This window comes from Paraflavitalea speifideaquila, from assembly GCF_032395985.1.
Lineage (GTDB): Bacteria > Bacteroidota > Bacteroidia > Chitinophagales > Chitinophagaceae > Paraflavitalea > Paraflavitalea speifideaquila.
Window position 1 is genome coordinate 7827208 of record NZ_CP135920.1, and the last position, 26266, is coordinate 7853473.

The 26266-nt window shown below is 44.7% G+C and carries 29 protein-coding genes and 3 pseudogenes; 20 read left to right on the forward strand and 12 right to left on the reverse strand.

The window, feature by feature from the left end; genetic code table 11:
* Nucleotides 1–377 precede the first annotated feature (377 nt).
* Entirely contained in the window at nucleotides 378–710 is a 333-nt protein-coding gene (locus tag RS881_RS53650) for a DUF3630 family protein (RefSeq protein WP_315818307.1), read from the forward strand.
* A 345-nt stretch (nucleotides 711–1055) separates the two neighbouring features.
* Here the strand turns inward: RS881_RS53650 and rsgA are convergent, their stop codons facing one another.
* The 6 genes from rsgA to RS881_RS53685 all read right to left on the reverse strand — a co-directional run bounded on the left by rsgA (nucleotide 1056) and on the right by RS881_RS53685 (nucleotide 4306).
* Nucleotides 1056–1985 carry a ribosome small subunit-dependent GTPase A gene (gene rsgA / locus RS881_RS53655; protein WP_315818308.1) on the reverse strand — a complete coding sequence of 310 codons (930 nt, stop codon included), beginning with the start codon at nucleotides 1983–1985 and terminating at the stop codon, nucleotides 1056–1058.
* Between the two features lie 222 nt (nucleotides 1986–2207).
* Nucleotides 2208–2666, reverse strand: coding sequence for a VWA domain-containing protein (locus RS881_RS53660; RefSeq protein ID WP_315818309.1), 459 nt, complete (start codon nucleotides 2664–2666; stop codon nucleotides 2208–2210).
* A complete protein-coding gene (locus RS881_RS53665; protein ID WP_315818310.1) occupies nucleotides 2636–2866 on the reverse strand; it encodes a hypothetical protein in 231 nt (76 codons plus the stop codon). Before RS881_RS53665 ends, RS881_RS53660 begins: the two co-directional genes overlap by 31 nt.
* 186 nt (nucleotides 2867–3052) lie before the next feature.
* Entirely contained in the window at nucleotides 3053–3373 is a 321-nt protein-coding gene (locus RS881_RS53675; RefSeq protein WP_315818311.1) for a hypothetical protein, read from the reverse strand.
* Nucleotides 3352–3873, reverse strand: a complete 522-nt coding sequence (locus RS881_RS53680) for an LPXTG cell wall anchor domain-containing protein (RefSeq protein ID WP_315818312.1) — start codon at nucleotides 3871–3873, stop codon at nucleotides 3352–3354. Before RS881_RS53680 ends, RS881_RS53675 begins: the two co-directional genes overlap by 22 nt.
* A gap of 91 nt (nucleotides 3874–3964) precedes the next feature.
* Nucleotides 3965–4306 carry a DUF58 domain-containing protein gene (locus RS881_RS53685; RefSeq protein WP_484557649.1) on the reverse strand — a complete coding sequence of 114 codons (342 nt, stop codon included), beginning with the start codon at nucleotides 4304–4306 and terminating at the stop codon, nucleotides 3965–3967.
* On the opposite strand from RS881_RS53685, the gene RS881_RS53690 reads away from it, so the two are divergent.
* The gene (locus RS881_RS53690; RefSeq protein ID WP_315818314.1) at nucleotides 4235–4414 is read left to right on the forward strand and encodes a hypothetical protein; all 180 of its coding nucleotides are present in this window, start codon (nucleotides 4235–4237) and stop codon (nucleotides 4412–4414) included. The genes RS881_RS53685 and RS881_RS53690 overlap by 72 nt on opposite strands.
* Here RS881_RS53690 and RS881_RS62465 read toward each other — a convergent pair.
* Nucleotides 4350–4720: pseudogene (locus tag RS881_RS62465) on the reverse strand (DUF58 domain-containing protein). The gene RS881_RS53690 and the pseudogene RS881_RS62465 overlap by 65 nt on opposite strands.
* A gap of 112 nt (nucleotides 4721–4832) precedes the next feature.
* Complete coding sequence (locus tag RS881_RS53700) at nucleotides 4833–5834, reverse strand: AAA family ATPase (RefSeq protein WP_315818316.1); 1002 nt, start codon at nucleotides 5832–5834, stop codon at nucleotides 4833–4835.
* Between the two features lie 321 nt (nucleotides 5835–6155).
* Between RS881_RS53700 and RS881_RS53705 the strand changes: the two genes are divergently transcribed.
* Nucleotides 6156–6437: a lipocalin-like domain-containing protein gene (locus RS881_RS53705; protein ID WP_315818317.1), complete on the forward strand. Its 282-nt coding sequence runs from the start codon at nucleotides 6156–6158 to the stop codon at nucleotides 6435–6437.
* A gap of 348 nt (nucleotides 6438–6785) precedes the next feature.
* Here RS881_RS53705 and RS881_RS53715 read toward each other — a convergent pair.
* Nucleotides 6786–8539 (reverse strand): annotated as a pseudogene (locus RS881_RS53715) (NAD+ synthase).
* A 143-nt stretch (nucleotides 8540–8682) separates the two neighbouring features.
* On the opposite strand from RS881_RS53715, the gene RS881_RS53720 reads away from it, so the two are divergent.
* Both RS881_RS53720 and gldB read left to right on the forward strand, forming a co-directional pair.
* Nucleotides 8683–8829 (forward strand): hypothetical protein, encoded by a 147-nt coding sequence (locus tag RS881_RS53720; RefSeq protein WP_315818320.1) that lies wholly within the window; start codon nucleotides 8683–8685, stop codon nucleotides 8827–8829.
* A complete protein-coding gene (gldB, locus tag RS881_RS53725) occupies nucleotides 8829–9722 on the forward strand; it encodes a gliding motility lipoprotein GldB (protein WP_315818321.1) in 894 nt (297 codons plus the stop codon). The genes RS881_RS53720 and gldB overlap by 1 nt, the downstream gene beginning before the upstream one ends.
* Nucleotides 9723–9947: 225 nt before the next feature.
* Here gldB and RS881_RS53730 read toward each other — a convergent pair whose 3' ends face one another.
* The gene (locus tag RS881_RS53730; RefSeq protein WP_315818322.1) at nucleotides 9948–10295 is read right to left on the reverse strand and encodes a YcxB family protein; all 348 of its coding nucleotides are present in this window, start codon (nucleotides 10293–10295) and stop codon (nucleotides 9948–9950) included.
* A 68-nt stretch (nucleotides 10296–10363) separates the two neighbouring features.
* On the opposite strand from RS881_RS53730, the gene RS881_RS53735 reads away from it, so the two are divergent.
* The 6 genes from RS881_RS53735 (at nucleotide 10364) to RS881_RS53760 (ending at nucleotide 16166) form a co-directional block, all read left to right on the forward strand.
* Nucleotides 10364–11272, forward strand: a complete 909-nt coding sequence (locus tag RS881_RS53735; protein ID WP_315818323.1) for a hypothetical protein — start codon at nucleotides 10364–10366, stop codon at nucleotides 11270–11272.
* 465 nt (nucleotides 11273–11737) lie between these two features.
* The gene (locus RS881_RS53740) at nucleotides 11738–12391 is read left to right on the forward strand and encodes a hypothetical protein (protein WP_315818324.1); all 654 of its coding nucleotides are present in this window, start codon (nucleotides 11738–11740) and stop codon (nucleotides 12389–12391) included.
* Between the two features lie 130 nt (nucleotides 12392–12521).
* Complete coding sequence (locus RS881_RS53745) at nucleotides 12522–12662, forward strand: hypothetical protein (RefSeq protein WP_315818325.1); 141 nt, start codon at nucleotides 12522–12524, stop codon at nucleotides 12660–12662.
* Nucleotides 12663–12693: 31 nt separating this feature from the next.
* Entirely contained in the window at nucleotides 12694–13791 is a 1098-nt protein-coding gene (locus RS881_RS53750) for a hypothetical protein (protein WP_315818326.1), read from the forward strand.
* 960 nt (nucleotides 13792–14751) lie between these two features.
* Nucleotides 14752–15546 carry an ATP-binding protein gene (locus RS881_RS53755; protein ID WP_315818327.1) on the forward strand — a complete coding sequence of 265 codons (795 nt, stop codon included), beginning with the start codon at nucleotides 14752–14754 and terminating at the stop codon, nucleotides 15544–15546.
* Complete coding sequence (locus tag RS881_RS53760; protein ID WP_527250449.1) at nucleotides 15465–16166, forward strand: ATP-binding protein; 702 nt, start codon at nucleotides 15465–15467, stop codon at nucleotides 16164–16166. The genes RS881_RS53755 and RS881_RS53760 overlap by 82 nt, the downstream gene beginning before the upstream one ends.
* Before the next feature lie 216 nt (nucleotides 16167–16382).
* Here the strand turns inward: RS881_RS53760 and RS881_RS62125 are convergent.
* A pseudogene (locus RS881_RS62125) lies at nucleotides 16383–19763 on the reverse strand (vitamin B12-dependent ribonucleotide reductase).
* 599 nt (nucleotides 19764–20362) lie between these two features.
* Between RS881_RS62125 and RS881_RS53780 the strand changes: the two are divergent.
* The 4 genes from RS881_RS53780 (at nucleotide 20363) to RS881_RS53795 (ending at nucleotide 21903) form a co-directional block, all read left to right on the forward strand.
* The gene (locus RS881_RS53780; RefSeq protein ID WP_315824921.1) at nucleotides 20363–20809 is read left to right on the forward strand and encodes a DUF2490 domain-containing protein; all 447 of its coding nucleotides are present in this window, start codon (nucleotides 20363–20365) and stop codon (nucleotides 20807–20809) included.
* On the forward strand, nucleotides 20797–21066 hold the full coding sequence (locus RS881_RS53785; protein ID WP_315824922.1) for a DUF2490 domain-containing protein: 270 nt from the start codon (nucleotides 20797–20799) through the stop codon (nucleotides 21064–21066). The genes RS881_RS53780 and RS881_RS53785 overlap by 13 nt, the downstream gene beginning before the upstream one ends.
* Nucleotides 21067–21145: 79 nt before the next feature.
* Nucleotides 21146–21328: a hypothetical protein gene (locus RS881_RS53790; RefSeq protein WP_315818330.1), complete on the forward strand. Its 183-nt coding sequence runs from the start codon at nucleotides 21146–21148 to the stop codon at nucleotides 21326–21328.
* A gap of 41 nt (nucleotides 21329–21369) precedes the next feature.
* Entirely contained in the window at nucleotides 21370–21903 is a 534-nt protein-coding gene (locus RS881_RS53795) for a geranylgeranylglyceryl/heptaprenylglyceryl phosphate synthase (protein ID WP_315818331.1), read from the forward strand.
* A gap of 315 nt (nucleotides 21904–22218) precedes the next feature.
* On the opposite strand, the gene RS881_RS53800 is transcribed toward RS881_RS53795, so the two are convergent.
* Nucleotides 22219–22923 (reverse strand): sensor histidine kinase, encoded by a 705-nt coding sequence (locus RS881_RS53800; protein ID WP_315818332.1) that lies wholly within the window; start codon nucleotides 22921–22923, stop codon nucleotides 22219–22221.
* A gap of 676 nt (nucleotides 22924–23599) precedes the next feature.
* Here RS881_RS53800 and RS881_RS53805 point away from each other — a divergent pair.
* From RS881_RS53805 to RS881_RS53825, 5 genes are all read left to right on the forward strand, one after another.
* Nucleotides 23600–24046 (forward strand): hypothetical protein, encoded by a 447-nt coding sequence (locus RS881_RS53805; RefSeq protein WP_315818333.1) that lies wholly within the window; start codon nucleotides 23600–23602, stop codon nucleotides 24044–24046.
* Nucleotides 23965–24507: a helix-turn-helix domain-containing protein gene (locus tag RS881_RS53810; RefSeq protein WP_315818334.1), complete on the forward strand. Its 543-nt coding sequence runs from the start codon at nucleotides 23965–23967 to the stop codon at nucleotides 24505–24507. The genes RS881_RS53805 and RS881_RS53810 overlap by 82 nt, the downstream gene beginning before the upstream one ends.
* Nucleotides 24508–24750: 243 nt before the next feature.
* Nucleotides 24751–25593 carry an SDR family NAD(P)-dependent oxidoreductase gene (locus RS881_RS53815; protein ID WP_315818335.1) on the forward strand — a complete coding sequence of 281 codons (843 nt, stop codon included), beginning with the start codon at nucleotides 24751–24753 and terminating at the stop codon, nucleotides 25591–25593.
* Between the two features lie 23 nt (nucleotides 25594–25616).
* Complete coding sequence (locus tag RS881_RS53820; RefSeq protein ID WP_315818336.1) at nucleotides 25617–25910, forward strand: hypothetical protein; 294 nt, start codon at nucleotides 25617–25619, stop codon at nucleotides 25908–25910.
* Between the two features lie 17 nt (nucleotides 25911–25927).
* The gene (locus tag RS881_RS53825) at nucleotides 25928–26062 is read left to right on the forward strand and encodes a hypothetical protein (protein ID WP_315818337.1); all 135 of its coding nucleotides are present in this window, start codon (nucleotides 25928–25930) and stop codon (nucleotides 26060–26062) included.
* Nucleotides 26063–26266 lie beyond the last annotated feature (204 nt).

Consider the following 26266-nt stretch of genomic DNA (forward strand, 5'->3'; position numbering starts at 1 on the left):
GGCGAAATAGACAGAATAGCAAACAATTACGTAAGATATGCCGACTGGTTTCGCGACCAGGTTGAGCAGGAAAAATAGCAGGGGTATTGCAACTTCCGAATAATATATATAGCTTTAAAAAGCGTTTAAAATCCACTGCACCCAGTTATGAAAATCCATCGAATTGTAATCGTTTTAGCCTGTGCATTCGTAATTCTTTGCGGCAGCTCCTGTAGTCTTTTTGGCCCCAAAACCGGTTGCCCTTCCAATGGAAAAATGTCGGCGCTGAACGAATACTGAGTGGAGAAAAGGTACCGAAGGCAAGAAAGTTCAAGTCTTAATTCCCGTTACGAAGAATACTTTTCGTACCCTTTAGATAACAATTAAATCCATACTGTATGAGCCTGACGCTACGTACCGACTTCGGCTGCACCGAAGCCATTATAGACGACGATTGCGGCCTGAAACGCTTTTATGAAGTGGCAAACATCCTCTCCGATGACCTCGAAATCCGCTTCACACAGAAACTGGACGACTTCGACACATTAACCTGGAACTTCCATTACAAAGGCCACATCTTAACCCTGCATTACAATATTTATACTGGTATCTCCATCTATCCCTACAAATTTCGCGAAGCACCCCGTAAAGACAATGATGCAGTTGTAGAGGTAGCTAACTTTCTGGAAAATAAATTACTCATTCATAAAGCAAGACGATTTGTATCATAAAGCCTGATAGGCATTGTTGGACCGTACCCTATTCTTTTTTTATTACCCTTAACCCTGCTGGCCGTAACTAAAATAATTGCTCCGGACGATTGACCGCTAACGGGAAAAGCGTCATAGCACAGAATTTTACCAGCGTTGGCTTACCATACAGTTTTACTTCTGAAACAAAAAGAGGTTGTTATGTATATAACAACCTCTTCGTAGTTTAAGGACTGTTAAAGGTAGGCCACCCTGCAGCCCTGCCTGGCAGCGCGGTAGGGAGACTCCCCTTTGTCGAAAAGAGCTTATCGAAACCGGTTAACCGCCTTTCCCGTTCCCTCGACGAGACCCAGGCTGACATCTCAATCAATAACCTTTCTCTTCAATCGACTCCAATATCTTATAATAACTGAAAAAACGGTCTTCATTGATCAAGCCATCCTCCACAGCCTTCTTTACCGCACAGCCCGGCTCATCAATGTGCAGGCAATTGTTGAAATGGCAATCATTGATCCGTTTGGCCATCTCTGGAAAATAGTGCGACAGCTCCTGTTTAGAAATATCTACCAGCCCAAACTCACGCATGCCAGGTGTATCAATGATCCGGCCACCAAAAGGCAGGTCAAACATTTCGGCAAAGGTGGTCGTATGCATGCCTTTACCACTCCAACCACTCACATCCTGCGTTTTCAGATTCAATTCAGGAAAGATCGCATTGATAAAAGTAGATTTGCCAACGCCAGAGTGCCCACTCATCAACGTGGTCTTATCTTTCAGTATGTTCTTTACTTCTTCCACCCCTTCGCCCCTGGGCAATGACATCAATACCGTGGTATACCCAATCGAATTGTACATTTCCTGCATGGCTTCATATTGCTCCTGCTCTTTTTTCTTGTACAGATCCGCCTTATTGAAAACCACCAGGGCTGGTATATGATAGGCTTCGCAGGTAACCAGGAAACGGTCAATAAATCCCTGCGAGGTTTTAGGATCCCGCAGCGTAGCAAACAACAACGACTGATCAAGGTTAGAAGCTACAATATGATGTTGCTTTTTATGCGAGGGAGATTGACGCGTAACATAATTCCTACGAGGCAAGATCTCTGTGATCATCACCGTACCTTCCCCTTCATTCTCTATTGCAATCATCACTTCATCGCCTACCGCTATGGGATTGGTAGAGGTAATGCCATCTATTTTAAAAATACCCTTCATGCGGGCATTCAATACCTGCCCCGCTTCGGTTTTCACCACATACCAACTACCTGTTGACTTGTATACTAATGCTTTCATCATCTGGACCTCGATTTGCAGGATTTGATGGATTTACTCGATATATACAATGGATGATTGCTCATTAAGGAAACTTTTTAAACAAGGTATACCTTAGCATCATTTCCAGCAAAAGTACGGCAGCGGCGGCCAATGCAAAAGGAAAGAATCGTTCTGTATAGCGTTTTAGCGTGGTTACTTCAATTTTTGACTTCTCCAGCTTATCAATTTCCCGGTAGATATTTTTCAGGCTTTCATTGTCCCGGGCCCTGAAATACAGCCCCCTGTTTCTTCCGCAATAAGCCGCATCAGCTTTTCATCAATATTCACTTTCTGCTGGCGCATGATGGCACCGCCCATCCCATCAGGTACCGGCACTGGGGCATAGCCATCAGTACCTACGCCAATACTGTATACCCTGATATTATGCGCTTTGGCCATGTCCTTGCCTACCAGCGGCCCAATCAGCCCTCCCTGGTTCTCACCATCCGTCAACAGGATGATGATCTTTGTTTTGGCAGGTGAGCTCTTCAGGCGATCAACACTGAGGCCCAGCCCATCACCAATGGCCGTTCCATCTTCCAGCAAACCACGTTGAATATTAAATATCTGCGATTTCAATATCTCTTTATCCGTAGTAAGGGGCACCAGCGTAAAGCTTTCTCCCGAAAAGATCACCACCCCAATACGGTCCGTGGGTCGCAAGTCAACAAAATCAGCCGCCAGCGCTTTACTCGCCTCAACCTATTGGGAAGTAGGTCTTGCGCCGACATACTACCACTCACATCCAGGCATAAAACAATATCGATCCCTTCGCCCATTTTCAGTTCCTCATCATTACGCGTTTGCGGACGGGCCAGTGCTATGATAAGGCAGCTCACTGCCAGCAATCGCAATACCAGCAAACTATGCCTGAATGTTTTTCCAGGAACCACTTTTCTTTAAAAGGCTACAGATGATACCACTACCGCGCCTTGCTGTTTAGTAGTGCGGGTATAATACCAATAGATCATCAGCGGCAGCAGAAGAAAAAGGCTGAACACCCAGGGATAGGCAAAATCAATATGTTGAAACCAATCGTATAACAAAACTTAAGCGATATTATTAAGTGTTTTAATAGCCGATTCAATGATGGCAAAGTTCTTTTCATTATCCGACACACCCGGTTCATAACGGGCAAACTTCACAAAGTCCGCCATGCGTAATGCATCCGATAACTCACGGAAATATTCTTCCTGCATTTGTTGCTTCTGTAAGGCAATGATCAATTCCTCATTCGTCTTTTCCCTGGAAGCAATATTTAATTTGCGCTGAACATAGATGCGCAGAATATCATTCAGGTTGGTATAATAGGCTTTTACTTCTCCTTTATTGGGCAGGTCTTTCTCCTTTAAGGTAGCCAATGCCTGCATCGCTTCTTCAAAGGAGTAAGCGCTGTCACCACAAGTGCCGGCGTGGTTTTGAGTTTCTTCTTCCTCAATAACAGCAACAGCATCACCAGGGCTAGCAGGGTAATGCCCCCTATTACCCAGGGAATATAATTGGTATCCGTGTTGGGAACGTCTTCAATCTCCTTAATGTCTTTATAATCCCCAGCGAGGTCTGTATTGGCATAGCCTACCTGTACACCCAGAGAGTCGGAATAATAGGTTTTACCTGCCACCTTCATGGCCAGGTTGGGTATTTGCCAGTAGCCGGAGTCATAACTCGTAATCGTGAGCTGCTGTACCCATTTTTTTCCATCAACCCCTTCCACCGTATCAATCATTCCTTTGTCCAGGAACTCAAAATGGGGAATGGTATCGAGGTTAAACCAGGTGACGGTTTCTCCCAGCGGTGCTCTTACATCGAGCGTAAGCACAATACTATCACCCACCACTATTTTATCGCGGTCAATAAAAACTTTTACCAATACCTGTGCATTTGTTCCCAGCGAACAAATGAGTAAACAGATCCCAGCTATTATATATCGTACAAACCGGCTCATGTATGATTTAATCCAATTACTTATTACGGCCAATAAAGAATTTCTGTAACACCTTCACATAATCTTCATCTGTGCGGATATGCAACAGATCACTGCCGGCATGTGTAAAAATGTACTTGCAATAATTCGTATGCTGAAAAAAAGCTTCCTGGTATTGTTGACGTACAGTAAAATCACTGGTATCGATCAATTGCTGCTCCCCTGTCTCCGCATCCTGCACTTCCATCAATCCCGCATCCGGCAACTGCATATCCATCTTATCATATACCTTAATACCTATCAGGTCATGCTTTTTACCAGCTACTTTAAGATCATCACCAAACTCACCGTCCAGGAAATCACTCAGCAGGAAGGCAATACATTTTTGCCGGGTCGTATTATTGAACCGCCGCAGGGCCTCCCTATCTTAGTACCTTTTTTAGATGGCTCCATTGTGAGCAACGTGCGCACCATGTACAGTACATGATCCCGGCCTTTTTAGGCGGAATGAATTTCTCCACACTGTCACTGAAAAAGATAAGCCCTACTTTATCATTATTGCTGATGGCCGAAAAAGCCAGTACCGCCGCCATTTCGGTAATCAATTCTTTTTCCGTGCATGAGTAGTGCCCACTAGCGAACTGGCGCTTACATCTACCATTAGCATCACCGTCAATTCCCGCTCTTCTTCAAAAACCTTACTGTAAGGATGATTAAAACGGGCCGATACATTCCAGTCAATAAACCGGATATCATCACCCGCATGATAATCCCTTACTTCCTTGAACAACATACCCCTTCCTTTAAAAGCACTGTGGTACTCACCCGTAAAAATATGCCGGGTGAGTTTTTGCTTTTGATCTCCAACTCACGGACCTTCTTTAATATTTCGGCTGTGGTAAGACTCATGGCACAGGTATTACACGCAATACATCATCAATGATCGCTTCTACGTTTACATTTTCCGCTTCCGCCTCATAGGTTAATCCCAGGCGATGGCGTAATACATCTTTGGAAATACTGCGCACATCCTCTGGTATTACAAAACCACGTTTACTCAGGAAGGCTTGTGCTTTGGCAGCCAGGGCCAGGTTGATACTGGCGCGGGGTGAACCACCATAAGCAATGAGCGGCTTCAGCTTTTCCAGTTTATAACGCTCCGGGAAACGGGTAGCAAAAACAATATCCAGGATATAGTTCTCTACTTTCTCATCCAGGTATACCTGCCGTACCAGGTCGCGCGCTTGCAATATTTCCTGCATCGATACTACCTGCCCTACTTCTGGCGGCCTTAACCCCTGCACATTCTGACGGATGATGATCTGTTCTTCATCCTTCGTAGGATAGTCAACGATCACCTTCATAATGAAGCGGTCTTGCTGTGCTTCCGGCAAGGGATAGGTTCCTTCCTGCTCCAGCGGGTTCTGAGTAGCCAGTACCAGGAACGGTTCATCCAGTTTGTAGGTAGTATCTCCAATAGTAACCTGCCGTTCCTGCATCGCTTCCAGTAGGGCGCTTTGCACTTTGGCAGGGGCCCGGTTGATCTCATCCGCCAGGATAAAATTGGCAAAAATGGGGCCTTTGCGTACCATAAATTCATTCTTGGGCTGGTTGTAGATCATGGTACCGATCAGGTCGGCTGGCAACAAATCCGGCGTAAACTGGATACGGCTGAATTTAGCATGGATGGCCTGTGCCAGCGACTTAATAGCCAGCGTTTTGGCCAGTCCCGGCACCCCTTCCAGCAGTACGTGCCCATTGCTCAGTAAGCCTATCAGCAGCCTGTCCAGCATGGTATGTTGACCAATGATCACACGCGCCGTTTCATCCCGCAGGCGGTCGATAAACCTGCTGTGGTATTGGATCTTTTCGTTGAGTTGACGAATATCGTCGGCAGTAGCCACCATATAAAGCATTTATAATGAACGATTGATAATCAGGATATGAAAATACGAACAAAGCCGATGCAAGTTACTTGCCAACTTATGAAAAGCCTTTAAAAACCCAAATAACTACCCTGAAAAACAATAAAATAGCCCTTCCCGCGTTCTTGGGGAGATGATATTACTCACCAAAATCCAACGAATGAAAAAGACCTCTATCCGCCTCGTATTCGCTTTAGCTTTTTCCGCTATGTTATTCACCGCTTGTAAAAAGACAAAGATGAAGCTGGGCCAGAGATCACCAAAGCAAACCTGGCTGGAAAATACAAGCTTTCAAAGCTTGAGATGATCCCACCGGCCGGCGGTCCTCAAAATTTCATGAGCACACTGGATGAATGTGAAAAAGATGATGCCTATACATTGAATGCAGACCTCAGTGCAAAATTTGAAGACCTTGGAGCAACCTGCAGCCAAACTACCGTACGAACTACCACCTGGAAGCTGGATGGAAAGAATATCGAAATAGATGGGGAAGTCAAAAGTTCATTGGTATGGTTAAATCGTACGATGGCAAGACCCTGGTTATTGATGGCGCTTATGACTTCATGGGCATCACTACCACTTTAAGAGCAACTTTGGCAAAGCAATAAAAGTTCTATTCTAAATTTTAAGAATTTCCTGAAAAGTGCATGTCCTATAAACAAGGATATGCACTTTTCTATTTTAATTTCATCATAAAGGCTTAAGATACTGCTACTGGTAGGTTTTACAATTTTAGATATGCCTTGGCTCAACAGTTAGGATATCTATCTACGATAGTAAATTGCAATAAATACGGCTTTAATAATATTACAAAAACAAAGATTATAAACAACTCAGAGTTATAGTCGAAAACACTATTAGATCATTTCAGTTCTAATCTCTGAAATACATTTTTAATACCATCTTAACGTCCATATTTGCTCGAATAGTTATCTAGCTCAAATACTTCCCTACGATCGGCATCCGCCTGCCTACACCAAATGCCTTGCAGCTTACCCGTATAATGGGGCAAAACTGGTTGCGCTTATACTCATTCGTATTTACCATTTTTAATATCCTGGCCACCAACGCTTCATCAATCCCCTTGGCCACGATCTCCTTCGGCCCCTGCCTTCTCTCAATGTATTGGTACAGTACTTTGTCAAGCACCGGGTATTCCGGCAGGCTGTCACTGTCTTTCTGATCAGGCCTTAATTCGGCCGAAGGCGCTTTATAGATAATGTTCTCTGGTATAATAATACCATTGCGGTTGATGTACCTGGCCAGCGCATATACCTGCATTTTATACACATCCCCAACACACTTAAGCCGCCCGCCATATCACCATACAACGTACCATAACCCGTAGCCAACTCACTCTTATTAGACGTATTAAGCAGGATATAGCCAAACTTATTCGCAATGGCCATCAGCAGGTTACCCCGGCTCCGGCTCTGGATATTTTCCTCAGCAAGGCCGAAAGGCAGGTTGTTGAATACCGGCCTCAGACTGCTTAAAAAAGCATCATATACTTCTTTAATGGGGATGATATCATACGGATTGCCCAGCGTTTTGCTCAGCTCTTCAGCATCACTCACCGAATGACCAGTAGAATATTGCGAAGGCATCAAAATAGCCCGCACATTGTCTTTTCCCAATGCCTCACAGGCCAACGCCAGAGTAACAGCGCTGTCTATACCACCCGATGATCCCAGGATGGCCTTACTAAAGCCCATCTTGCGGAAATAATCACGTATGCCCAATACCAATGCCTGGTGTATTTCCTGGATATTCTTTTCGTCAGTAAGGTATTCTATGATCAACTCCGGGTCTTTCACTTTCGACACCCGCATTTCTTTGTTGAGGTCGGAAGACTGAAGTCTGTGGTCATTGGCCAGCAGTCCAACGGCTTCCAACTTCTTATTGCCGCCTTCCAGCTTCGTACTTCTGACATCTGCCTCATCCACTATGGCAAAATCTTCCTCAAAATATTTCATCTGCTTTACCACCTTGCCTTCCGCATTCATCACCAGGCTGCCGCCATCAAATACAATTTCGGTTTGCGACCCAACAGCATTGCAACAATACATAGGCAACTTGTACTTCAATACATTGGCCCGGATGATCTCAATGCGGTCTACATCATGGTCATAATCGAATGGTGACGCCGATATATTGATCATGAGATCGGGCTGCTCTTGGATCAGTATGTCCATGGGCGCCACCCGGTACAAAGGGTTATCACCCAGGTTCCACATATCCTCACAAATGGTAAGGGCTATCTTTTTCCCTTTGAAGGGGATAACCCCATGTTGGTAGGCTGGTTCAAAATAGCGGTATTCATCAAAGATGTCATAATTAGGAAGCAGCGTCTTGTGTGCTACGCCATGTACCTTTTTCTCATACAGTAGCCAGGCCGCATTAAACAGGTCTTTGCCCGCTAATTCCGGGTTGCGCATAGGGCTGCCTACAATAACACCAATATCTGCCGTATGCTCCTTGATAATGTCAAGAGCCTTGTAACATTCATTTATAAAATCATTGAATTCCAGGAAATCACGCGGTGCATAACCGCATACACTTAACTCCGAAAACACCACCAGGTCCGCCCCACGGGATTTTGCATGTTGAATAGCCCCGATTATTTTCCATGTATTGTCCTCAAAATTGCCAATATGATAATTCTGCTGTGCTAATGCAATCTTCATACTACAAATTTACACAATGTAACGGTAGACACAACATTTTGGAAAGCCCCAAACCATAAACGTAAAAGACTGCCCATTAACCATGCATGACAAATTTTAGGATTATGTTTACAACATAATTTCCTCCCAAACGTTTGTCACACATGAAAAAATCAGGATTTATTGCCTTGCTCCTATGTACTTTGTTTGCCTGCGGCGATAAAAATACTCCCGATGTATCCGATATCAAAGTTGAGTTGAAGGCCGAAAGGTTCGACCAGGACTTTTTACGGTGGATACCAATAGCCTGATGCCCTCACTCCAAAAACTGGGGCAGCAATATCCCCACTTCATGACTGATTATTTTCAAAATATCCTGGGCTTGCCGCCTTTTTCCAGTGATGGCGACCAGGCTACCCAGCTGGTAAAACAGTTCTTACGGGATTACAAGCCCATTCAAGCTGCGGTGAGCAAAACCTTTCCCGATACCCGGTCTATAGAAAAGGAGGTAAAGAAAGGATTGCAGTTTGTGAAGTATTATTTCCCCGAATACAAGGCTCCTACCCGCCTCATCTTCTACATCGGCCCCATGGATGCCCTGTACCAGGCTTCTTTGGGAAGTTATGGAGATGCCATTACCAACAATGGGCTGGCCGTAGGCTTGCAACTGCACCTCGGTAAAGATTTTGAATTGTATACCAGCGAAATGGGGCGCGCCCTTTACCCTGCCTATATTTCCCGTCGCTTTACACCTGAATATATCCCCGTCAATTGCATCAAAAATGTGATTGATGATATCTACCCCGAAAAGACAATGGGTAAAACACTGGTGGAGCAAATGGTAGAAAAAGGCAAACGCATGTATGTATTGGACAAATTGATGCCCGGCACACCCGATACATTGAAGATTGGCTATACCGACCGTCAATTGAAAGGATGTTTTGCCAATGAAGGGAAGATCTGGAACTTTTTCCTGGTCAATAGTTTGCTCATGAACAATGAGCCTGCTATCCTTAAAAATTATATGAGTGATGCCCCTTTTACCCAGGAATTAGGAGAAGGTTCTCCCGGCTATATTGGCTTGTTTACCGGCTGGCAAATGGTGAAGAAATATATGGACAAACATCCCGTCATCAAGCTATCGGCCCTATTGAATATTCCTCCCATGGATATTTATCAGCAAAGCAAATACAAACCTGGATAATGTAACCAGGGTCTTTAAATGCGCCAGGCTGACCAATTACCGGTAGCTGTATTTCTTAATGCCTGGATACCTTTGTGCCTGGTTGCCTTTCTTCCTCACTTCTTCCCCAGCTTACTCCGCAGCATTTCCCGCACTTCCTGCACCTCCGTAATGTCCTTGAAAGCATCTTTGGGAACCAGGAAAAACGAACGGGGGTCGAAATACAAGTGAAAAAGTAATGACTTTCTATAAAATGGCTAAAAGCGTTCCAGGGCCAGCCTTTGGAACCACGCTCGGTTTCAATACCACCATATCATCCTGAAAATGCATGATAAAATGATCTTTGAAGGTGGCCGACCGCCGGTAAATACTCCCGGGTAGTATACGCCAGATCACCAGCATGAGTATGAACCAAAGTATGGAAAAGGCCAGGAAAGACAAAGCCTGGATATATTTCATGTAGAACATCACTGCCGACAGGATGGCAAACACATTCACAAAAATCAGCAATATTTTGATCTCAGGGCGCGTCAGAAAATGATACCGTAAAGCCTGAATCACTTCCTTTTTATCATAGCCAAATTGAATCGTCATCAAACAATGTTAAGGAGGTAAAAATAAGGAATAGAAAGAAACCGCCATTCCCATAATTTTGAAACTCCATGAAAAGAAGCATGAAATGGTGGGTCATCATACCGTTATTTCTGGTGGCCTGCCGGCAACCAGCCGGGCCACGGTCCATTACCCGCGGGTTTTATTACTGGAAATCCGCCATGGGCTTAACGGCCAGCGAGAAAAAGGCTTTGGATACCTTACAGGTGCAAAAGCTCTACATCAAGTTCTTCGATATCGTATGGGACCCCATCGGACAACGCCCCTTACCTGTTGCCAAAATTCAACTCAACGATAGTATAACCACCTGGTTAACCAATCGCCGGGTAGAAATTGTTCCCACCGTATTTATTACCAACGAATGTATGCTGCAGATCGACAGTAACCAGGTACCAGGCCTGGCCGCTAGCCTACATGAACTAATGCGCGGCACCGCCAACCTCCTGCCACCATCAACTGCCATCCCCGAAATTCAAATCGATTGCGATTGGACCGCTACCAGCAAAAACAATTACTTCTCTTTATTAACCCAACTGCAAACCCTCCCCTTCTTTCAACAAAAACAACTGTCGGCCACCATCCGCCTGTACCAATGCAAGTACAAACAAAAGACTGGGGTGCCCCCTGTTCACCGGGGCTTACTGATGTGTTACAATATGGGCAACCTCAAAAACCCCCATACCCATAATTCCATCCTCGAAGCAGCCGAGCTGGAAAAATACATTGGCAACCTGCAGGAATACCCTTTACCCTTGGACCTGGCCCTGCCCCTGTTCGACTGGAAAGTGTTGTACCGTGATGGTATTTATAAAGGGCTGATACAGGGCCTGCCTGATTCTTTGTTGCAACAAAATGGCATCTCCCGGAAAACCAGTAATACGTTTACTATTTACCGGGATACACTATTAAATGGTTACCCATTAAAAAAAAGGAGACCTAATAAGACAGGAAGATGCTAATTTTGCAGAGGTTATGCAAGCCACCCGGTTACTCAGATCAAAACTGGTTACTCCTAAAATTACCGTAGCGCTTTTTCACCTCGATTCATTAACACTTCATAAGTATTCAACGTATGAACTGGAAGAAATTTTCAATAGTATGCATTAATCTCGCCTGCCTCGCAATGCCCTATAACATTATCGGTTGTGCCGGCGGTGATGCTGATCCCTATGATTATTACATCTCGTTCTTCGATAAGGGCAATACCGCCGTCAAAGGATATGAACCTTTTTATTTTACCAATGTACAGTTCCTGTACCAGGAAAAGGAACCCGTTGTTACCTCCGATGCCACTTCGGCCGAATGGGTAACCTATGGCAAGAATAGCTTCACCCCTAAAGATGCCCAGGCATTTGTAGCAGAGTATGCGCGTAAAGACCTGTCCAACCTCTATTATCATTTGGAAAAAGAGCCAGCCTTTGCAAGTGCCCGATTCAGTAAAGAACAATGGCATGACCAGGTTCTTCATGAATGCCAGGGACCTCGAAGCCCTGGGTTATATCATGTATGCCAAACAGGTAGAGCCCAATGTTACAGGTTCCTGGACATCCTGGGACCCCATCGAACGAGATACCGCTAAAATGGGTAAGCTCATTAAAAATGGCCAGCAGCTATACACAGTAGCAAAGAACAATGCCATCAAATTAAGATTCGCTTACCAGGTGCTCCGTCTGGCCCACTACAGCAAGCGGTATGCAGAATGCCTGCGCTTGTATGATGAACTGATAAAGCCCAATACCACCCCCGGTATTTTACAAGACCTTTCATTGGGATTAAAAGCAGGTGCTATGGCCCGACTGGACAGGAAAAACGAAGCCGCTGTTATTTTTAGCCAGTTGTTCAGTAAGAGCGAGCTGAAACGGGTATCCAATTACATGAGCTTCGACTGGTGTGTGAAGCGGTTTGATGATAAGAGCCGCCAGGCATGCCTCGCCCTCTGCAAAACCAATGAGGACAAGGCCAACCTGCTAGGGCTCTTTGCACTGGGCAGTAACCGCGATGAGCTCAATACCCTTAAAAGGTGTACCAGCTGGCTCCTAATGCCGCTTTACTGGAGGTACTTGCTATCCGGGAAATAAACAAACTGGAAGAATTTTATTATACCCCCTCCCTGCAATTTGGAAAAGGCAAAAGGAAGCTACTATCAACTATTCATCCATCAACCCCAACGATTCTTCCTACATTGCCTATCGCAATGAAACCAAAGAAATGGCCACCTTCTGTCAACAAATTGCCGCCAATAAAGCGGTAACAGATAAAGGCTTGTATACCCTGGCCGCCGCCCACGCCTGCCTCATGAGTGCCGACTATACTTCCTCCCGCAAATTGCTCGACGAAGCTAAAAGCTGAAATTATCCCCCGTCAACAAGATCAGTGGGCCATGAACAACCTGTTACTGGCCATCAACACCAAAGAAACCATGGATGCAGCATTTGAAAAACAATTGTTGCCCTCCCTGCAATGGCTCGAAAAGAAAGCCGCTACCGATGAGGAATATGCCCGGTTCTATCGCCGCTTGTTTAATGATATTATCAGCACTAAATACAAACAAACCAGCAATGCCAAACAATTGCTCTGCATTGGAGTGGCCAACTGGATCAGCGAGAAATATGCAAAGGGTGGTTGGGGCTATAACGGCCCTTATGCCTTATCCATGCTGCGTTATGAAATGACTGCCGAACAAGTAGAGCAATTGATCCAGTTGATGGAATCGAAAAAGCTGAACGATTTTGAACAATACCTGGTAGCTCATAATTCATTTACCAAAGATGATGTGAATGATGTTGCAGGTACTACCTGGCTACGCCAGTTCAATTATGCTGCTGCTGAAAAATGGTTTGCCAAAGTAAGCACTGCCTATTATCAAAAAGAGCCTTACACCACCTATCTGGCAGCTAATCCTTTTGCCGATCTGATTGAAGATACCCATGCTCCTACCAAACAGGATACCGTGAAATATACCAAGCTCACCTTCGTACGCAAAATGTTGCGGCTCGAACAGGAAGTGAAGACCCTAAAAGAAGCCGACCGGCAAGCCAAGACCTACTACGAATTGGCAAAAGGCTTGTACCAATTGAGCTATTGGGGCAATAGCTGGATGTTGGTGCATTACGATTGGAGCGGCAATGATGGACTGAAAGGTCCCAATGGCCAACAGCCCGGCGACAAGGAATATTATGGCGTATTAAATGCAGAAGCATATTACAAGAAAGCATTCGACCTTTCGACTGATAAAAACTTCAAAGCCCGCTGTATGTTCATGATGGCCAAATGCGATCAGAAACAAATACCCGTACCTTCCTGGAGCGACTTTAAAGAATATACCGATTATGAAAAGGCCCAGAAAACCTACAGCAAAAACATCATGATCAACAAACAGTACTTCCCCATACTGGCCAAAGAATATGCAGCTACCCCTTTCTTTAAAGAAGCCATAAATACCTGCAGCTACTTAAAAGACTTTGTGAAGAAGAAGTAACCTCTTAGGGTGGGTTTCCCTGCAGCCCGGCAAGACAGCGCAGCAGGGAAGAATATATTTAAAAAGCAGTCACCTTGTCTAAGTCACTTATTGCAGGTTGTACTTATCGGCTGTCAGCCTGTTGAAGGCGGTTTAACGCCTTTCTTCCGGACTTTCCTCCCGATAGCTATCGGGACGGTCTTTCGGACTCTAAAGGAACCTGTCGAAACCGACTTAACGCAATTCAAAAGCCCCCGTTGTAACAGAGGGCTTTCTTGTTAAACAAAGTTTCGCTGTTTTATCCCCCAACGAAAAATTGCAAATCATTCATTTCTTGTGACTGTGGTAAGCAACGGCTATTAACGCAATCCACGACCGCACTTGGCTTTACCATTAGCAGCCTGGAAAGGAGAAATAAAACGAGTACAGGATGTAGCAAAAAGCATAGTAACGATGGCAATGGCCAGAATAGTTTTCAGTTTCATAACGTCCAGAATTGTTTTGTACAAGGGTTAAACGAACTTATTTATCAAAATCGTACAAGGGATGTCATAAAACAATGCCAACTTTTAACTCTTTCGTGCCAGAACGTATAAATGCCTGAAGTACTTTTAGTTCAATCCCTCCATTTGATATACGTCAATTGCCAGTAGATTAGATTCTTTTCCCGCAGAGGGAAATGGCTGGGAAAATAGGGGCTTGAAATTGGGCATAAACACTAAGATTTTTCCAGATTTGATCTCTGAAACCTTTATGCCCACTGGCATACCCATTAACGACTGCATTGCATTTAAATGCTTGAAATTCAATACGTGAATACTAAAATAAACTAATTAACATTCTCTAATATTCGGCACAAACTCAATTTTAAGAATATATTTATATACTTATTTAGTATATTTGAACAATAATAACACAAACATTTTCATTTTGGCCAAGCTACGACCGATATCCGAGGACCTGATTATTAAACGTATCCGATTGGAAAATCCATGGTGGGAACACGGAAGCATTCCTTCCCATTTTACAGTGCTTAAAAGAAGATTATATTTTGAACAGCTATATCAACAGATAACTTTACTGTCTGTACGCAGGGCAACGGTTCTAATGGGACCAAGGAGAGTTGGAAAAACAGTAATGCTGTACCAAGTCATCGACCAGCTAATTAAAGATGGCGTCCATCCAAGAAAAATTTGTTTCCTTTCTATCGACGCACCAATCTATAATAATATAAGTTTAGAAGAACTATTAAGCCTCTGTAAAAAAGCCCTTAATGATGACTCTTTGGAAGGGCTCTTCGTCATTTTTGATGAAATTCAATACTTACGAAAGTGGGAAGAACATCTTAAATCCATGGTAGATTTTCATCGTGGTGTAAGGTTTGTTGTTTCTGGGTCTGCTGCCGCTGCACTGAAACTTAAAAGCAACGAATCGGGTGCAGGCCGCTTCTCTGATTTTATGCTCCCGCCCTTAACTTTTCAAGAATACTTACATCTAAAAGACCTAACCTACTTGCTTCGTACTGAATCCTTCTCTTGGTTCGAAAATAACCCGGATTTCCAACTCGATGTTACCGATGATTGGGATTCTTTAAACGAACATTTTTTAAATTATATCAACTTTGGTGGATATCCTGAAGTAATATTTAATGAGGCTATACAAAAGATCCTGGTCGTTTTATCCGAAGTGACATTATTGACAAAGTACTACTTCGGGATCTTCCAAGTCTATACGGAATCAGAGATGTTCAGGAGCTTAATTCTTTATTCAACGTAATAGCATATAACTCAGGAAACGAATTCAATCTTGAGGGTTTGTCAAAAGAATCAGGTGTTGACAAAGTCACTATAAGAAAATACCTGGAATACCTGGAAGCTGCCTTTCTAATCAAAACTCTCTATCCGGTTGGAATCAATACTAAACGTTTTATAAGAGACAGCAGGTTTAAAATTTACCTGACAAACCCAAGCATGCGTTGTGCATTGTTTGCTCCAATAACCTTTACCGATGAACATTTCGGTCAAATGGTTGAAACAGCAATAATCGCTCAATGGCTCCATCGTGGAGATGTACCCTTACACTTTGCCGCATGGCCTGGCGGAGAAGTTGATTTGGTAATGGTTGCCAAAACTCAAAAGCCACAATTCATGATTGAAATAAAATGGAGCAACCAATACGTCCGGCTTCCTCATAAACTGAAGTCATTATTAAAATATGCGAAGGAAAATAAGAAGAAATCAGCTTGGGTTACCACCATCGACAAGGTTGATCATCAGGTTTATGATGAAATACATTTATGCTATTTACCAGCTGCCTCTTATTGCTTTTCGGTTGGGAAATATAGTTTCCTTTTTAGTCGTGAGGATAACAACGGCCAATTCTTTAACATCAAATAGGCAAATAGGTGATATAAATTTATCAAGCGATCCATCTATAGGTTTACAATACACTCATCTCAAAAGGACTTAAAAAGAATCCGCCCATGGAAATGAGCGGATGAAGTTTATGTTTATAAACCGTCCAATATTTTTAGTTAACCTGACAGGTCTTGGTAAGCAGTTACCTTGTATATACTCCTTCCAAAGCCTGCCAGGTCAGATCATTTAATCAATTTAGCTGCAGCCCATGCTATTGCCACAGTTCAGGCATTTATAGCAGGTACCGCTGCGGATGGTGATATGGCCACAGGTATTACAGGCAGGTGCATCACTCTGCATGCTTTTAGCAGCCGCATTCACCGCATCCATACCAGCTTCTGCTTTGATGGGGCGATACGATGACTTGGCCGGCTCTGCATCTGCGGGCTTATTGCTTTTAGGCCCGGCCACAATGCGCACATCACTCAACTCAGGCGTTTGCTTATCATACTCCAGCGAAGTGGGGATTTCATCCCAGTTGTCCCTACCTGTATTCAATACTTCCGGCTTGTCCAGCACATGCACCAGGTCCGTACGGCCCAGGTATTCATAAGCCAACGCCCTGAATATAAAGTCTACAATAGAAGTTGTGCTCTTGATATTGGGGTGGTCTACCATACCGGCAGGCTCAAACCGGGTAAAGACAAACTTCTCTACAAACTCTTCCAGCGGTACCCCATATTGTAAACCGATGGAAATAGAAATAGCAAAGCAGTTCAGCATACTACGCATCGTAGCGCCTTCCTTAGCCATATCAATGAAGATCTCTCCCACCGTTCCATCCGAATATTCACCCGTGCGCAGGAACATCGCCTGACCATTGATCTTGGCCTTTTGCGTAAACCCTCTCCGCTTGGCGGGTAAGGTGCGGCGCTCTACAATAGAGGCCAGGTCACGCTTCAATTTGGTATCCGGAGAAGCCTGCACCCTTTTTTGTACTTCTTCCAACAGCTCATCGATCGTGAGCTTACCCATGTCCACAATATGAGATTGGGCCACGGCCGCCGGTGAACTTATTTCTTCGGTCTTGCCGTCTTCCGGACTTTCGGACTTTTTCTTTTTATCACTTTTATTGCTCAACGGCTGGCTCAGTTTAGAACCATCGCGGTAGAGTGCACAGGCTTTCAGGCCCAATTGCCAGCTCATCATGTAAGAGTCGGAAATTTCCTCTACACTCGCCTCATTGGGCAAGTTGATCGTTTTGGAAATGGCGCCACTCAGGAAGGGCTGGGTTCCCGCCATCATGCGAATATGCCCATGCGCATGGATATAACGCTGACCTTTCTGACCGCATTTGTTAGCACAGTCAAATACCGGCAGATGCTCATTTTTCAGGTGAGGCGCCCCTCTATTGTCATCGTACCGCACACATAATCATTAGCTGCTTCTATCTGCGCATCCGAGAAGCCCAGTGCTTCCAACAGGCTCCACTCGAAATTGAAATATTGTTCAGGCTTGAAACCTAGGCGCTGTAAACACTCTTCACCCAGAGTATATACGTTAAATACAAAACCGATTTCAAAGGCAGAACCTACTGCAGCATCCAGCTTCTTGATCTCTTCGGCAATAAACCCTTTTTCACTCAGCGTTTGGTGGTTGATGCCCGGCGCTCCTGCAAAAGTGCCCGCGCCCACCGCATACTTAACAATGGTATCTATTTCTTTGGCTTTATAACCCAGGTTTATCAAAGCAGTGGGAACCGATTGGTTAATGATCTTGAAATAACCACCGCCACTCAGCTTCTTGAATTTTACCAGCGCAAAATCAGGCTCTACACCCGTAGTATCACAATCCATTACCAGCCCAATGGTACCAGTAGGGGCAATCACCGTGGTTTGTGCATTGCGGTAGCCATATTGCTCACCCAGTTGAACCGCATCATCCCAGGCCTTGGTGGCAGCCTTCAGCAGGTAATCGGGGCAATAACGCGCTTTAATACCCACCGGCTTAATACTCAACCCTTCATATTCATCCGCATCATAAGCCGCCAGGCGGTGATTGCGCATTACCCGCAGCATATCCTGCTTGTTCTCTTCATACTGCGCAAATGGCCCTAAAATAGAAGCCAGCTCGGCAGATGTTTTGTAGGATATACCCGTCATGATTGCCGTGATAGCGCCGGCAATGCCACGGGCTTCTTCGCTGTCATAGGCAATTCCCATTACCATCAGCATAGAACCCAGGTTCGCATAACCAAGGCCCAGCGTTCTGTAATCGTAGCTAAGCTGAGCTACTTCTTTGGAAGGGAATTGTGCCATCAATACGGATACTTCCAACACCACCGTCCACAGGCGGCAGGTATACTCAAAGCCGGCTACATCAAAGGTGTTGGTAGCTTCATCATAAAACTTACGGAGATTGGCAGAGGCAAGGTTACAGGCCGTATTATCTAAGAACATGTACTCACTGCATGGGTTAGAAGCATTGATGCGTCCACCCTGCGGGCAAGTATGCCATTCATTAATAGTAGTATCATATTGCGTACCAGGGTCAGCACAACGCCAGGCCGCATAAGAGATCTGGTTCCATACTTCTTTGGAAGGAATACGCTTCATCACCCGGCCATCCGTTCTGGCCTTCAGTTCCCAATCCTGACCAGCTTCCAGCTTCTCAAAAATTCATTGGGTATACGTACCGAGTTATTGCTATTCTGCCCACTCACCGTGCGATAAGCTTCCCTTCATAATCACTGGCATAACCTGCATTGATCAGGGCACCCACCTTCTTTTCCTCTTCTACTTTCCAATTAATAAAGTCAAGTATTTCGGGGTGGTCCAGGTCAAGACATACCATCTTGGCAGCACGGCGCGTAGTACCACCACTCTTGATGGCGCCGGCAGCACGGTCGCCAATCTTCAGAAAACTCATCAGGCCGCTGGAAGTACCGCCGCCGCTGAGTTTCTCGCCTTCTCCACGCACCTGCGAAAAATTGGTACCCACACCACTCCCATATTTAAAGATCCGCGCTTCACGCACCCAAAGGTCCATCAGTCCGCCTTCATTCACCAGGTCATCACTAACACTTAAAATAAAACAGGCATGTGGTTGGGGCCGCTCATAAGCCGAAGTAGATTTCTTTAATTGCCCATCGGCAGGGTCTACAAAATAATGTCCCTGAGGTTTACCCGTAATACCATAGCTTTCATGCAGGCCCGTATTGAACCATTGGGGACTATTGGGAGTACATGCTTGATTAATAATACAATATACCAGCTCCTCATAAAATACCTGCGCATCTTTGGCACTGGAAAAATAACCATAGCGTTCGCCCCATACACGCCAGCAATTGGCCATGCGATGAGCAACCTGCTTGATTGAAGTTTCCCGGCCCAATGAACCATCGGCTTGCGGAACACCTGCTTTTCGGAAATATTTCTGCGCAAGGATATCAGTAGCAATCTGGCTCCATTGTTTCGGCACCTCCACATTCGTCATTTCAAAAACAATCTCCCCACTCGGGTTCCGGATTACCGACGATCGATAATCATACTCAAACTGATCAAACACACTGATATCGTCTCGTGTAAAACGACGACCGAACTGCAAGCCTTTTGGAGATTGCTTTTTACTAGTCATAAGGTTAGTAATTAATGAGTTTACAATTAATAAAAATGATTGCTATCAGTATTAGGGCCAGGGTAGGAGGAAACGAAAATATCTTCCTCCACCCATATTCCAATCTTGCTTTTTTGCACATCCATGTGGAAAAAACACATAGTACACACTGGCATTGCTTTCCTTCATTCTTTTGCACACAAAACCAATTTTCAGGATAACTTTTATTTGGTTTTGAACGATAAAAATTCTATGTTCAATAAGCGGGTAACACCGTAAATTTCCTGTTCATTCAACGTACAAGTTCGCAATAAAAAAGTCCGATGCCAGTGAGTCCCGAAGTCCGGCAGTCATGCGATCTATACATGTCAAATGCCCTTGTCTTCTTACCAACTTCCTATCTTATCAATCAAGTATTTTCAACCTCCATAAGTTCGTGAATAAGACAATATTTAGATTGAATTGTTCTTTCCGACTTTCGGACTTTCAGTCTTTCTCACTTTTCTTAACCTCATTTTAATTTACACCATTATTTTCTCGCCGCGCTTTGATCGTTTTATTGTTTTTTTGCAAGCATGAACTACAGGTATCTTCTCTTCCTCGCATTGCTATTACTCAATATGCATCGTCTTACAGCCCAAACCCAATTCACTGGGTGGCTGGCGGATTTTAATACTGTCAAAATCAAGACCAGATTAAGCCTACATTCTGATTTTCAGTTAAGAAGTGGCCATCAGCTGGATCATATATCAACTTTATTATTACGTGCGGGACTAAATTATCATGTCAACAAAAAATGGGTCCTTACCGGCGGCTATGCGTACATCCATAACCGTAGAGTGATCAGTGGTGTAAGCGGCTATCTGCCCGAGCACCGCATTTGGGAACAGCTACTGTTTACCCATCCTCTCTCCATCGGCTCAGGCCCCCATGCCAGAAAGGGTACCCTGGCACATCGTTTTAGAGTAGAACAAAGATTCCTCATTAAAGCCACCCCCGCAACCAGCAACTGGAGAAAGGAGGTAACCTGTATGCAAACCGGTTACGCTATTTCATCCGGGATCTAACACCCCTTACCCCCTGGTCGGCCAATGGCAAAGCCCCCTTCCTGGCCTTGCAAAATGAGGTGTTTGTAAATATTGGCGATAAATCGGCAGTCAATGGGGAGTTCTTTGACCAAAACCGTGCTTATATAGCCCTGGGCTATCGGTTCGGCAAGCAATTTGATGCCGAAATGGGTTATATGAACCAATATATCAACGACCGTGGAAAAGCTTTTAGGAACATACACATCGTTCAGATAGCCACTTACGTACGTTTATAAGTGGTTATCCACATCCCTAATTAACTGCGTGAAAGCCAAAAACTTTTCGCATTTTTGTATAAGATCCAATAGCTAAGGCATGACGAATCGTATCTATCAGTCTCTACTACTACAGAAAGCGAAAGGACATAAGTCGTTTGCCGTACTCATTGATCCCGATAAGGTAACGGCTGATAAAATTGATGAGCTCACCACTTTGGCAGTGGAAGCAAGGGTCGACTACCTCTTTGTAGGAGGTAGCTTAGTCATTTCAATCAGTTAGACGAAGTCGTACAACAAATAAAACGGAATTGTGATATTCCAGTGATCCTCTTCCCCGGCAGTCCTTCCCAGATATCCCGTTTTGCCGATGCACTATTATACCTCTCCGTCATTTCAGGCCGCAATCCCGAACTACTGATCGGCCAGCACGTCATTTCAGCCCCTTTTGTAAAGCAAAGCGGCCTCGAGATCATTTCTACCGGCTATATGGTCATCGATGGCGGAGCCCCCACCACCGTGTCTTATATCAGCAATACCGCTCCCATCCCGGCCGATAAGAATGAAATAGCCATGTGCACTGCTATGGCAGGTGAAATGTTGGGTATGAAACTCATCTATATGGATGCAGGCAGCGGCGCCCGCCGCCCCATCACCGAAAGTATGATCGAGAAAGTATCCCAGGTCATTGAAACTCCGCTCGTTATAGGTGGCGGCATCACCAATCCCGAAAAAGCCTACCTCAATTGTAAAGCCGGCGCCGACGTAATTGTCATTGGCAACGCCATTGAAAAAGACGCCTCCCTCATCAAAGAAATGAGCGCAGCTATCCATTCCATTCCCGTAAAAGCATCCTAATCACCTTATTATTTCCATTTTTGCTTCCTAACTCAACTTGTATTCCACAGTAAAGGCCTCACATTCACTGGTCTATACCATGTCAACACGCCTGGGTATTGCCTGGTAATTGCACTGGAGTACTCATAAACTAGCACTGGCACCTATAGCCCAGTGCAATTCCAAGGCTATCCGGGTGCAATTATTAGGCTTGTTTCAGTGTATCCTACTAGGGGTACACTAGTATCCAGCCTGCAGTCTTTGGCGGGTTACTTCCTACCTCACTTACCCTTCGCCCGGCGGCTCAATTGACCGCCCATTAACCAGGTACCTTGATCACGATCTGGTAAAAGGAGATTGGGCCGGCACAAAACTTATTTTTATAGTAAGCCCATTTGTATCCAACACCTCAAAATGCCCATCCAGTTGTTTGCACAATCCCTGCATCAGGCTCATACCAAGGGATTCCGTATCCTGCCAGTTAAAATGCGCAGGTAATCCAATACCATTATCACAAATCATTAACTCCATATTGCCAGCTGGCATCTTGCCCAGGCGAATCCTTATTTGCCCGGCACTCTTTCCGGGAAAGGCATATTTAACAGCATTGGTAACGGCTTCATTGATGATCAAGCCCGTGGGCACAGCCTGAGCAACATCCAATTCAATCGGGTCAATATCCAGTGAAAAATTGATCTGCCGATCCGCATCCAGGCTATCAGCCAGGTATTCAGCAATCTCTTTTATATAGACCGCCATATCAATCACCGTCAACAAATGGTCAGTTTGGTATAGTTTACGGTGTATTAAGGAAATAGCATGAACCCGATGCTGGCTGGCATGAATAGCGTTCAACGCTGTTTCGTCCTTAAGATAAGCACCTTGCGTATTGAGCAGGCTCATCACCACCTGTAAGTTGTTCTTAACACGGTGATTAATTTCTCTCATCAACCATTCTTTTTCCTTAAGCAGCTTATCTTTTTCATCCGTTATCTTCTTTTCTTCCCACACCATTTTTTCAATCGCTTGTTTATCCGCCACATCCCTTTGTATCGAATCAGCAATCTTTTATACTCCTGGTAATGCCGCATCGCCAATAAATAGTCACCCTTCAGCGAATCCAGCTTATACAATGTCTGACTGCTTTCCATAAGTGAAGGCCAGGAGTTCAGGCGTAGTGCCATAGCATGAGCGCTGTCACTATACCACCTGGCTCTTTCAATTTGCCTCAATTTTAGATATACCTGGCCAGCCCGCATGTACATCTGCGCCCGCCAACCCAGGTCAAAATCAACTTTCGAAAATGCTCCAGCTTTTTAACTAAATATTGTTCAGCGATCTTGTATTGCCCGTAAAATAGTACAGATCCACATAAAGCCTGTCAACTTCACTCCCGGCAATAACACCATCAAGCGGATACAACTATTAAAAGAAGCCCTGGGCCCAGGGTTTTGGTTAGTTGAGTGTTCACAAAAGGGGGTAAAGTGGTCAAATAAATGTAATAAAGTACTGATTGCTACGAATTTAATGATAATCTACAGCATATCCTTCCAACTCCGGATAGTCTTCCACACTTATGCGCCAATCTCCCCAATTGTTTGAATTTTGCAATAGACTGTTTGAAAACCGTAATTTTAGGCACCCTTGGCCATTGTAGCTTTGTATTCAGATAGCCATTCCACTCCACCATTTATTTTCAACTGCTAATTATCGAATTATGATTATTGAAAAAGCAGAATCCTTAGAGGAGTTTTACAAGAAGAAATTGAATTACCTGCCCCAAAACCTAAAGCAGGATATCGGGCATTTTAATGTATTCTCCATCGAAGATACCGTGGGGCCACATGGCACCCCAGCCAAATACAGCCGCCGGGAGTTCTACAAGATAACACTCATGCGCGGCGACAACGTATGCCATTATGCCGATAAAAGCATCGAAGTATCCGGCACCACCCTCATGTTCTTTAATCCCAATGTACCCTATGCCTGGGATTGCAGTGTGGACGGAGTTACCGGCTTCTTCACCATTTTTACCGATGGCTTTTTAGCGGCAAGATTCGTGGCAGCATACTGGACTTTCCCATGTTTGCACCCGGTGGTAAACCAGCCTATCCCCTTACGCCCGAGCAAGACCTACAGGTATCAGCCATTTACCGCAAAATGAAAGAAGAGATCAATTCGGAATATGTATATAAATACGACCTCCTGCGCAATTACGTTACAGAACTGATCCATTTTGCACTGAAGATCCAACCTGCCGAAGCCCTGTACCAGCATCCCAATGCCAAAGCAAGGATCACAGCCGTATTCACCGAATTGCTCGAAAGACAGTTTCCCATCGAATCGCCTTCCCAGCGGTTTACCTTACGTTCAGCCAATGACTTTGCCAAACAACTGGCCGTACACGTAAATCACCTCAATAGGGCCATTAAAGAAACCACCGGTAAAACAACCTCCGAACATATCTTTGAACGCCTGGTTGCCGAAGCCAAAGCCTTATTGAAACATACCAACTGGAATATATCGGAGATCAGTTATTGCCTGGGCTTTGAAGAGCCGGCCCATTTCAATAACTTCTTCAAAAAACAGGTAGCCCTTACACCAACTGCCTACCGCAACCACTAAGCGATCCATTTGTGTCTGCATAAACGATCATGACCTATACAATAAGAAAGCCGCCTCTCACGATGCGGCTTTCTTATTGTATATACTGTCCATTCTTGTTCCCAGTGGCCTTAGATGAATACTACAATAACGAGTTTGAATTTCGTAACTATTGCTTTGAATGCTACAACAGCCACACCTCTTCTGCATAGTAGCTTTGTGTTATCAAAACAAATCAACTATGACACAAACACACACCAAAGTATGGTTCGTAACCGGCACCTCAAAGGCCTGGGTCTATCCCTGGTACAACAACTGTTGTCCAAAGGCTATTGCGTAGCCGCCACTTCAAGAAACAAAGCAGAGCTGATCAAAGCTGTAGGCAATACCGATCATCATTTCCTTCCCCTGGCAGTTGACATCAACAGTGAGGTCAGCGTTCAGAAAGCCATTGATGAAACTGTTAACCTGTTTGGTCAAATTGATGTGGTAGTAAACAATGCCGGTTACGGATTAGCCGGAAGCCTGGAAGAACTTTCAGATGCTGAAGCAAGGAAAAACTTCGACATCAATGTATTTGGTACCCTCAATGTGATCCGCAAGGTAATGCCTTATCTAAGAGCTCAACAATCCGGACATATTATCAACGTATCCTCCATTGCAGGATTTATTGGCACCTTCCCCGGCTTTGGCATCTATTGCGCTACCAAGTTTGCCGTAGAAGGCCTGACTGAATCATTGTCTACCGAGATCAAATCTTTTGGTATCAACGCCACCATCGTTTCTCCCGGCTACTTCAGAACACAATTCCTGAACGAAGGGTCATTGAATGTTGCCGAAAACCCCATTGAGTCCTATAAAGAGGTTAGAGAATCACAAGCCTTTCACCAAAATATCATGAATGGCAATCAATTGGGCGATCCGGAAAAAGCAGCACTGGCCATGATCCAGGTAGCCGAATCAAAAAATCCTCCTTTGCACCTTTTCCTGGGCAGCGATGCCTTCGACCTGGCACAAACAAAGATCGATTCCGTTCGCCAGGAATTGGAAGACTGGAAATTGGTGACCACTTCAACAGCTTTTGAACCTCAGCCAGCAGAAGCCTAACTGCTGCTTTAGAATAGAGGATCATGAAGCATGCAAAGCCAATACAGGTATTCAGACTGGAAGAAAATGATAAAGCATCCTTCCGGCAACCAGGGGCACACTATTATGCCATCTGCTTAATCAGCAACCATACACCGGGAACAGGCGCCCTTTTGTATTTTCATAACCCGCAGGCAAAACAAGCAGCAGTATCCTTATCCAGGAAGCCGGCCGGCTACTCCTGCTTGTTCAATGCTGCCTTTCTTTCGGACAAAATGCATGGTCTTCTTCAGTCCTTGCCCATGTTCAGCAAAGGAGCCAACCCGGTGTATTTTTAAATGCCACCCAGGATCTGTTGATGCGGGATGTATTTGAAAAAATGTTGGTAGAAGCCAATAATAACTACACTTTCAAATATGAACTCCTGGGCAACTACCTGGCCGAGATCATTCACCAGGCCTTGAAGATCCTTTCTTCGCCTTGCAGATGATGCAATACAGGCCTTTTTATGAATACTTAACTTTCCTGCCCAACAGAAGCGGCAGCCATTTGTTAGATTTGAGGATATGATACCTGTACGATATACCTTGATCCTCTTGGCGGCCTGCTTTTTCTTTTGCGGCTGCTTTAGCCGGTTTACCATGACCAACCGGGAGATCAGGCAATACTACCAGAACAAGCCTGTAAAACCTAC

Bases quoted from the DNA above. Each gene is read 5' to 3' on its own strand.
- RS881_RS53650 (WP_315818307.1), top strand. From the start codon at position 378: ATGAGCCTGACGCTACGTACCGACTTCGGCTGCACCGAAGCCATTATA.
- rsgA (WP_315818308.1), bottom strand. From the start codon at position 1,985: ATGATGAAAGCATTAGTATACAAGTCAACAGGTAGTTGGTATGTGGTG.
- RS881_RS53675 (WP_315818311.1), bottom strand. From the start codon at position 3,373: ATGCAGGCATTGGCTACCTTAAAGGAGAAAGACCTGCCCAATAAAGGA.
- RS881_RS53690 (WP_315818314.1), top strand. From the start codon at position 4,235: ATGCTTTTTACCAGCTACTTTAAGATCATCACCAAACTCACCGTCCAG.
- RS881_RS53700 (WP_315818316.1), bottom strand. From the start codon at position 5,834: ATGGTGGCTACTGCCGACGATATTCGTCAACTCAACGAAAAGATCCAA.
- RS881_RS53705 (WP_315818317.1), top strand. From the start codon at position 6,156: ATGATCCCACCGGCCGGCGGTCCTCAAAATTTCATGAGCACACTGGAT.
- RS881_RS53720 (WP_315818320.1), top strand. From the start codon at position 8,683: ATGAAAAAATCAGGATTTATTGCCTTGCTCCTATGTACTTTGTTTGCC.
- gldB (WP_315818321.1), top strand. From the start codon at position 8,829: ATGCCCTCACTCCAAAAACTGGGGCAGCAATATCCCCACTTCATGACT.
- RS881_RS53730 (WP_315818322.1), bottom strand. From the start codon at position 10,295: ATGACGATTCAATTTGGCTATGATAAAAAGGAAGTGATTCAGGCTTTA.
- RS881_RS53735 (WP_315818323.1), top strand. From the start codon at position 10,364: ATGAAAAGAAGCATGAAATGGTGGGTCATCATACCGTTATTTCTGGTG.
- RS881_RS53745 (WP_315818325.1), top strand. From the start codon at position 12,522: ATGGCCACCTTCTGTCAACAAATTGCCGCCAATAAAGCGGTAACAGAT.
- RS881_RS53750 (WP_315818326.1), top strand. From the start codon at position 12,694: ATGAACAACCTGTTACTGGCCATCAACACCAAAGAAACCATGGATGCA.
- RS881_RS53780 (WP_315824921.1), top strand. From the start codon at position 20,363: ATGCATCGTCTTACAGCCCAAACCCAATTCACTGGGTGGCTGGCGGAT.
- RS881_RS53790 (WP_315818330.1), top strand. From the start codon at position 21,146: ATGACGAATCGTATCTATCAGTCTCTACTACTACAGAAAGCGAAAGGA.
- RS881_RS53805 (WP_315818333.1), top strand. From the start codon at position 23,600: ATGATTATTGAAAAAGCAGAATCCTTAGAGGAGTTTTACAAGAAGAAA.
- RS881_RS53810 (WP_315818334.1), top strand. From the start codon at position 23,965: ATGTTTGCACCCGGTGGTAAACCAGCCTATCCCCTTACGCCCGAGCAA.
- RS881_RS53815 (WP_315818335.1), top strand. From the start codon at position 24,751: ATGGTTCGTAACCGGCACCTCAAAGGCCTGGGTCTATCCCTGGTACAA.
- RS881_RS53820 (WP_315818336.1), top strand. From the start codon at position 25,617: ATGAAGCATGCAAAGCCAATACAGGTATTCAGACTGGAAGAAAATGAT.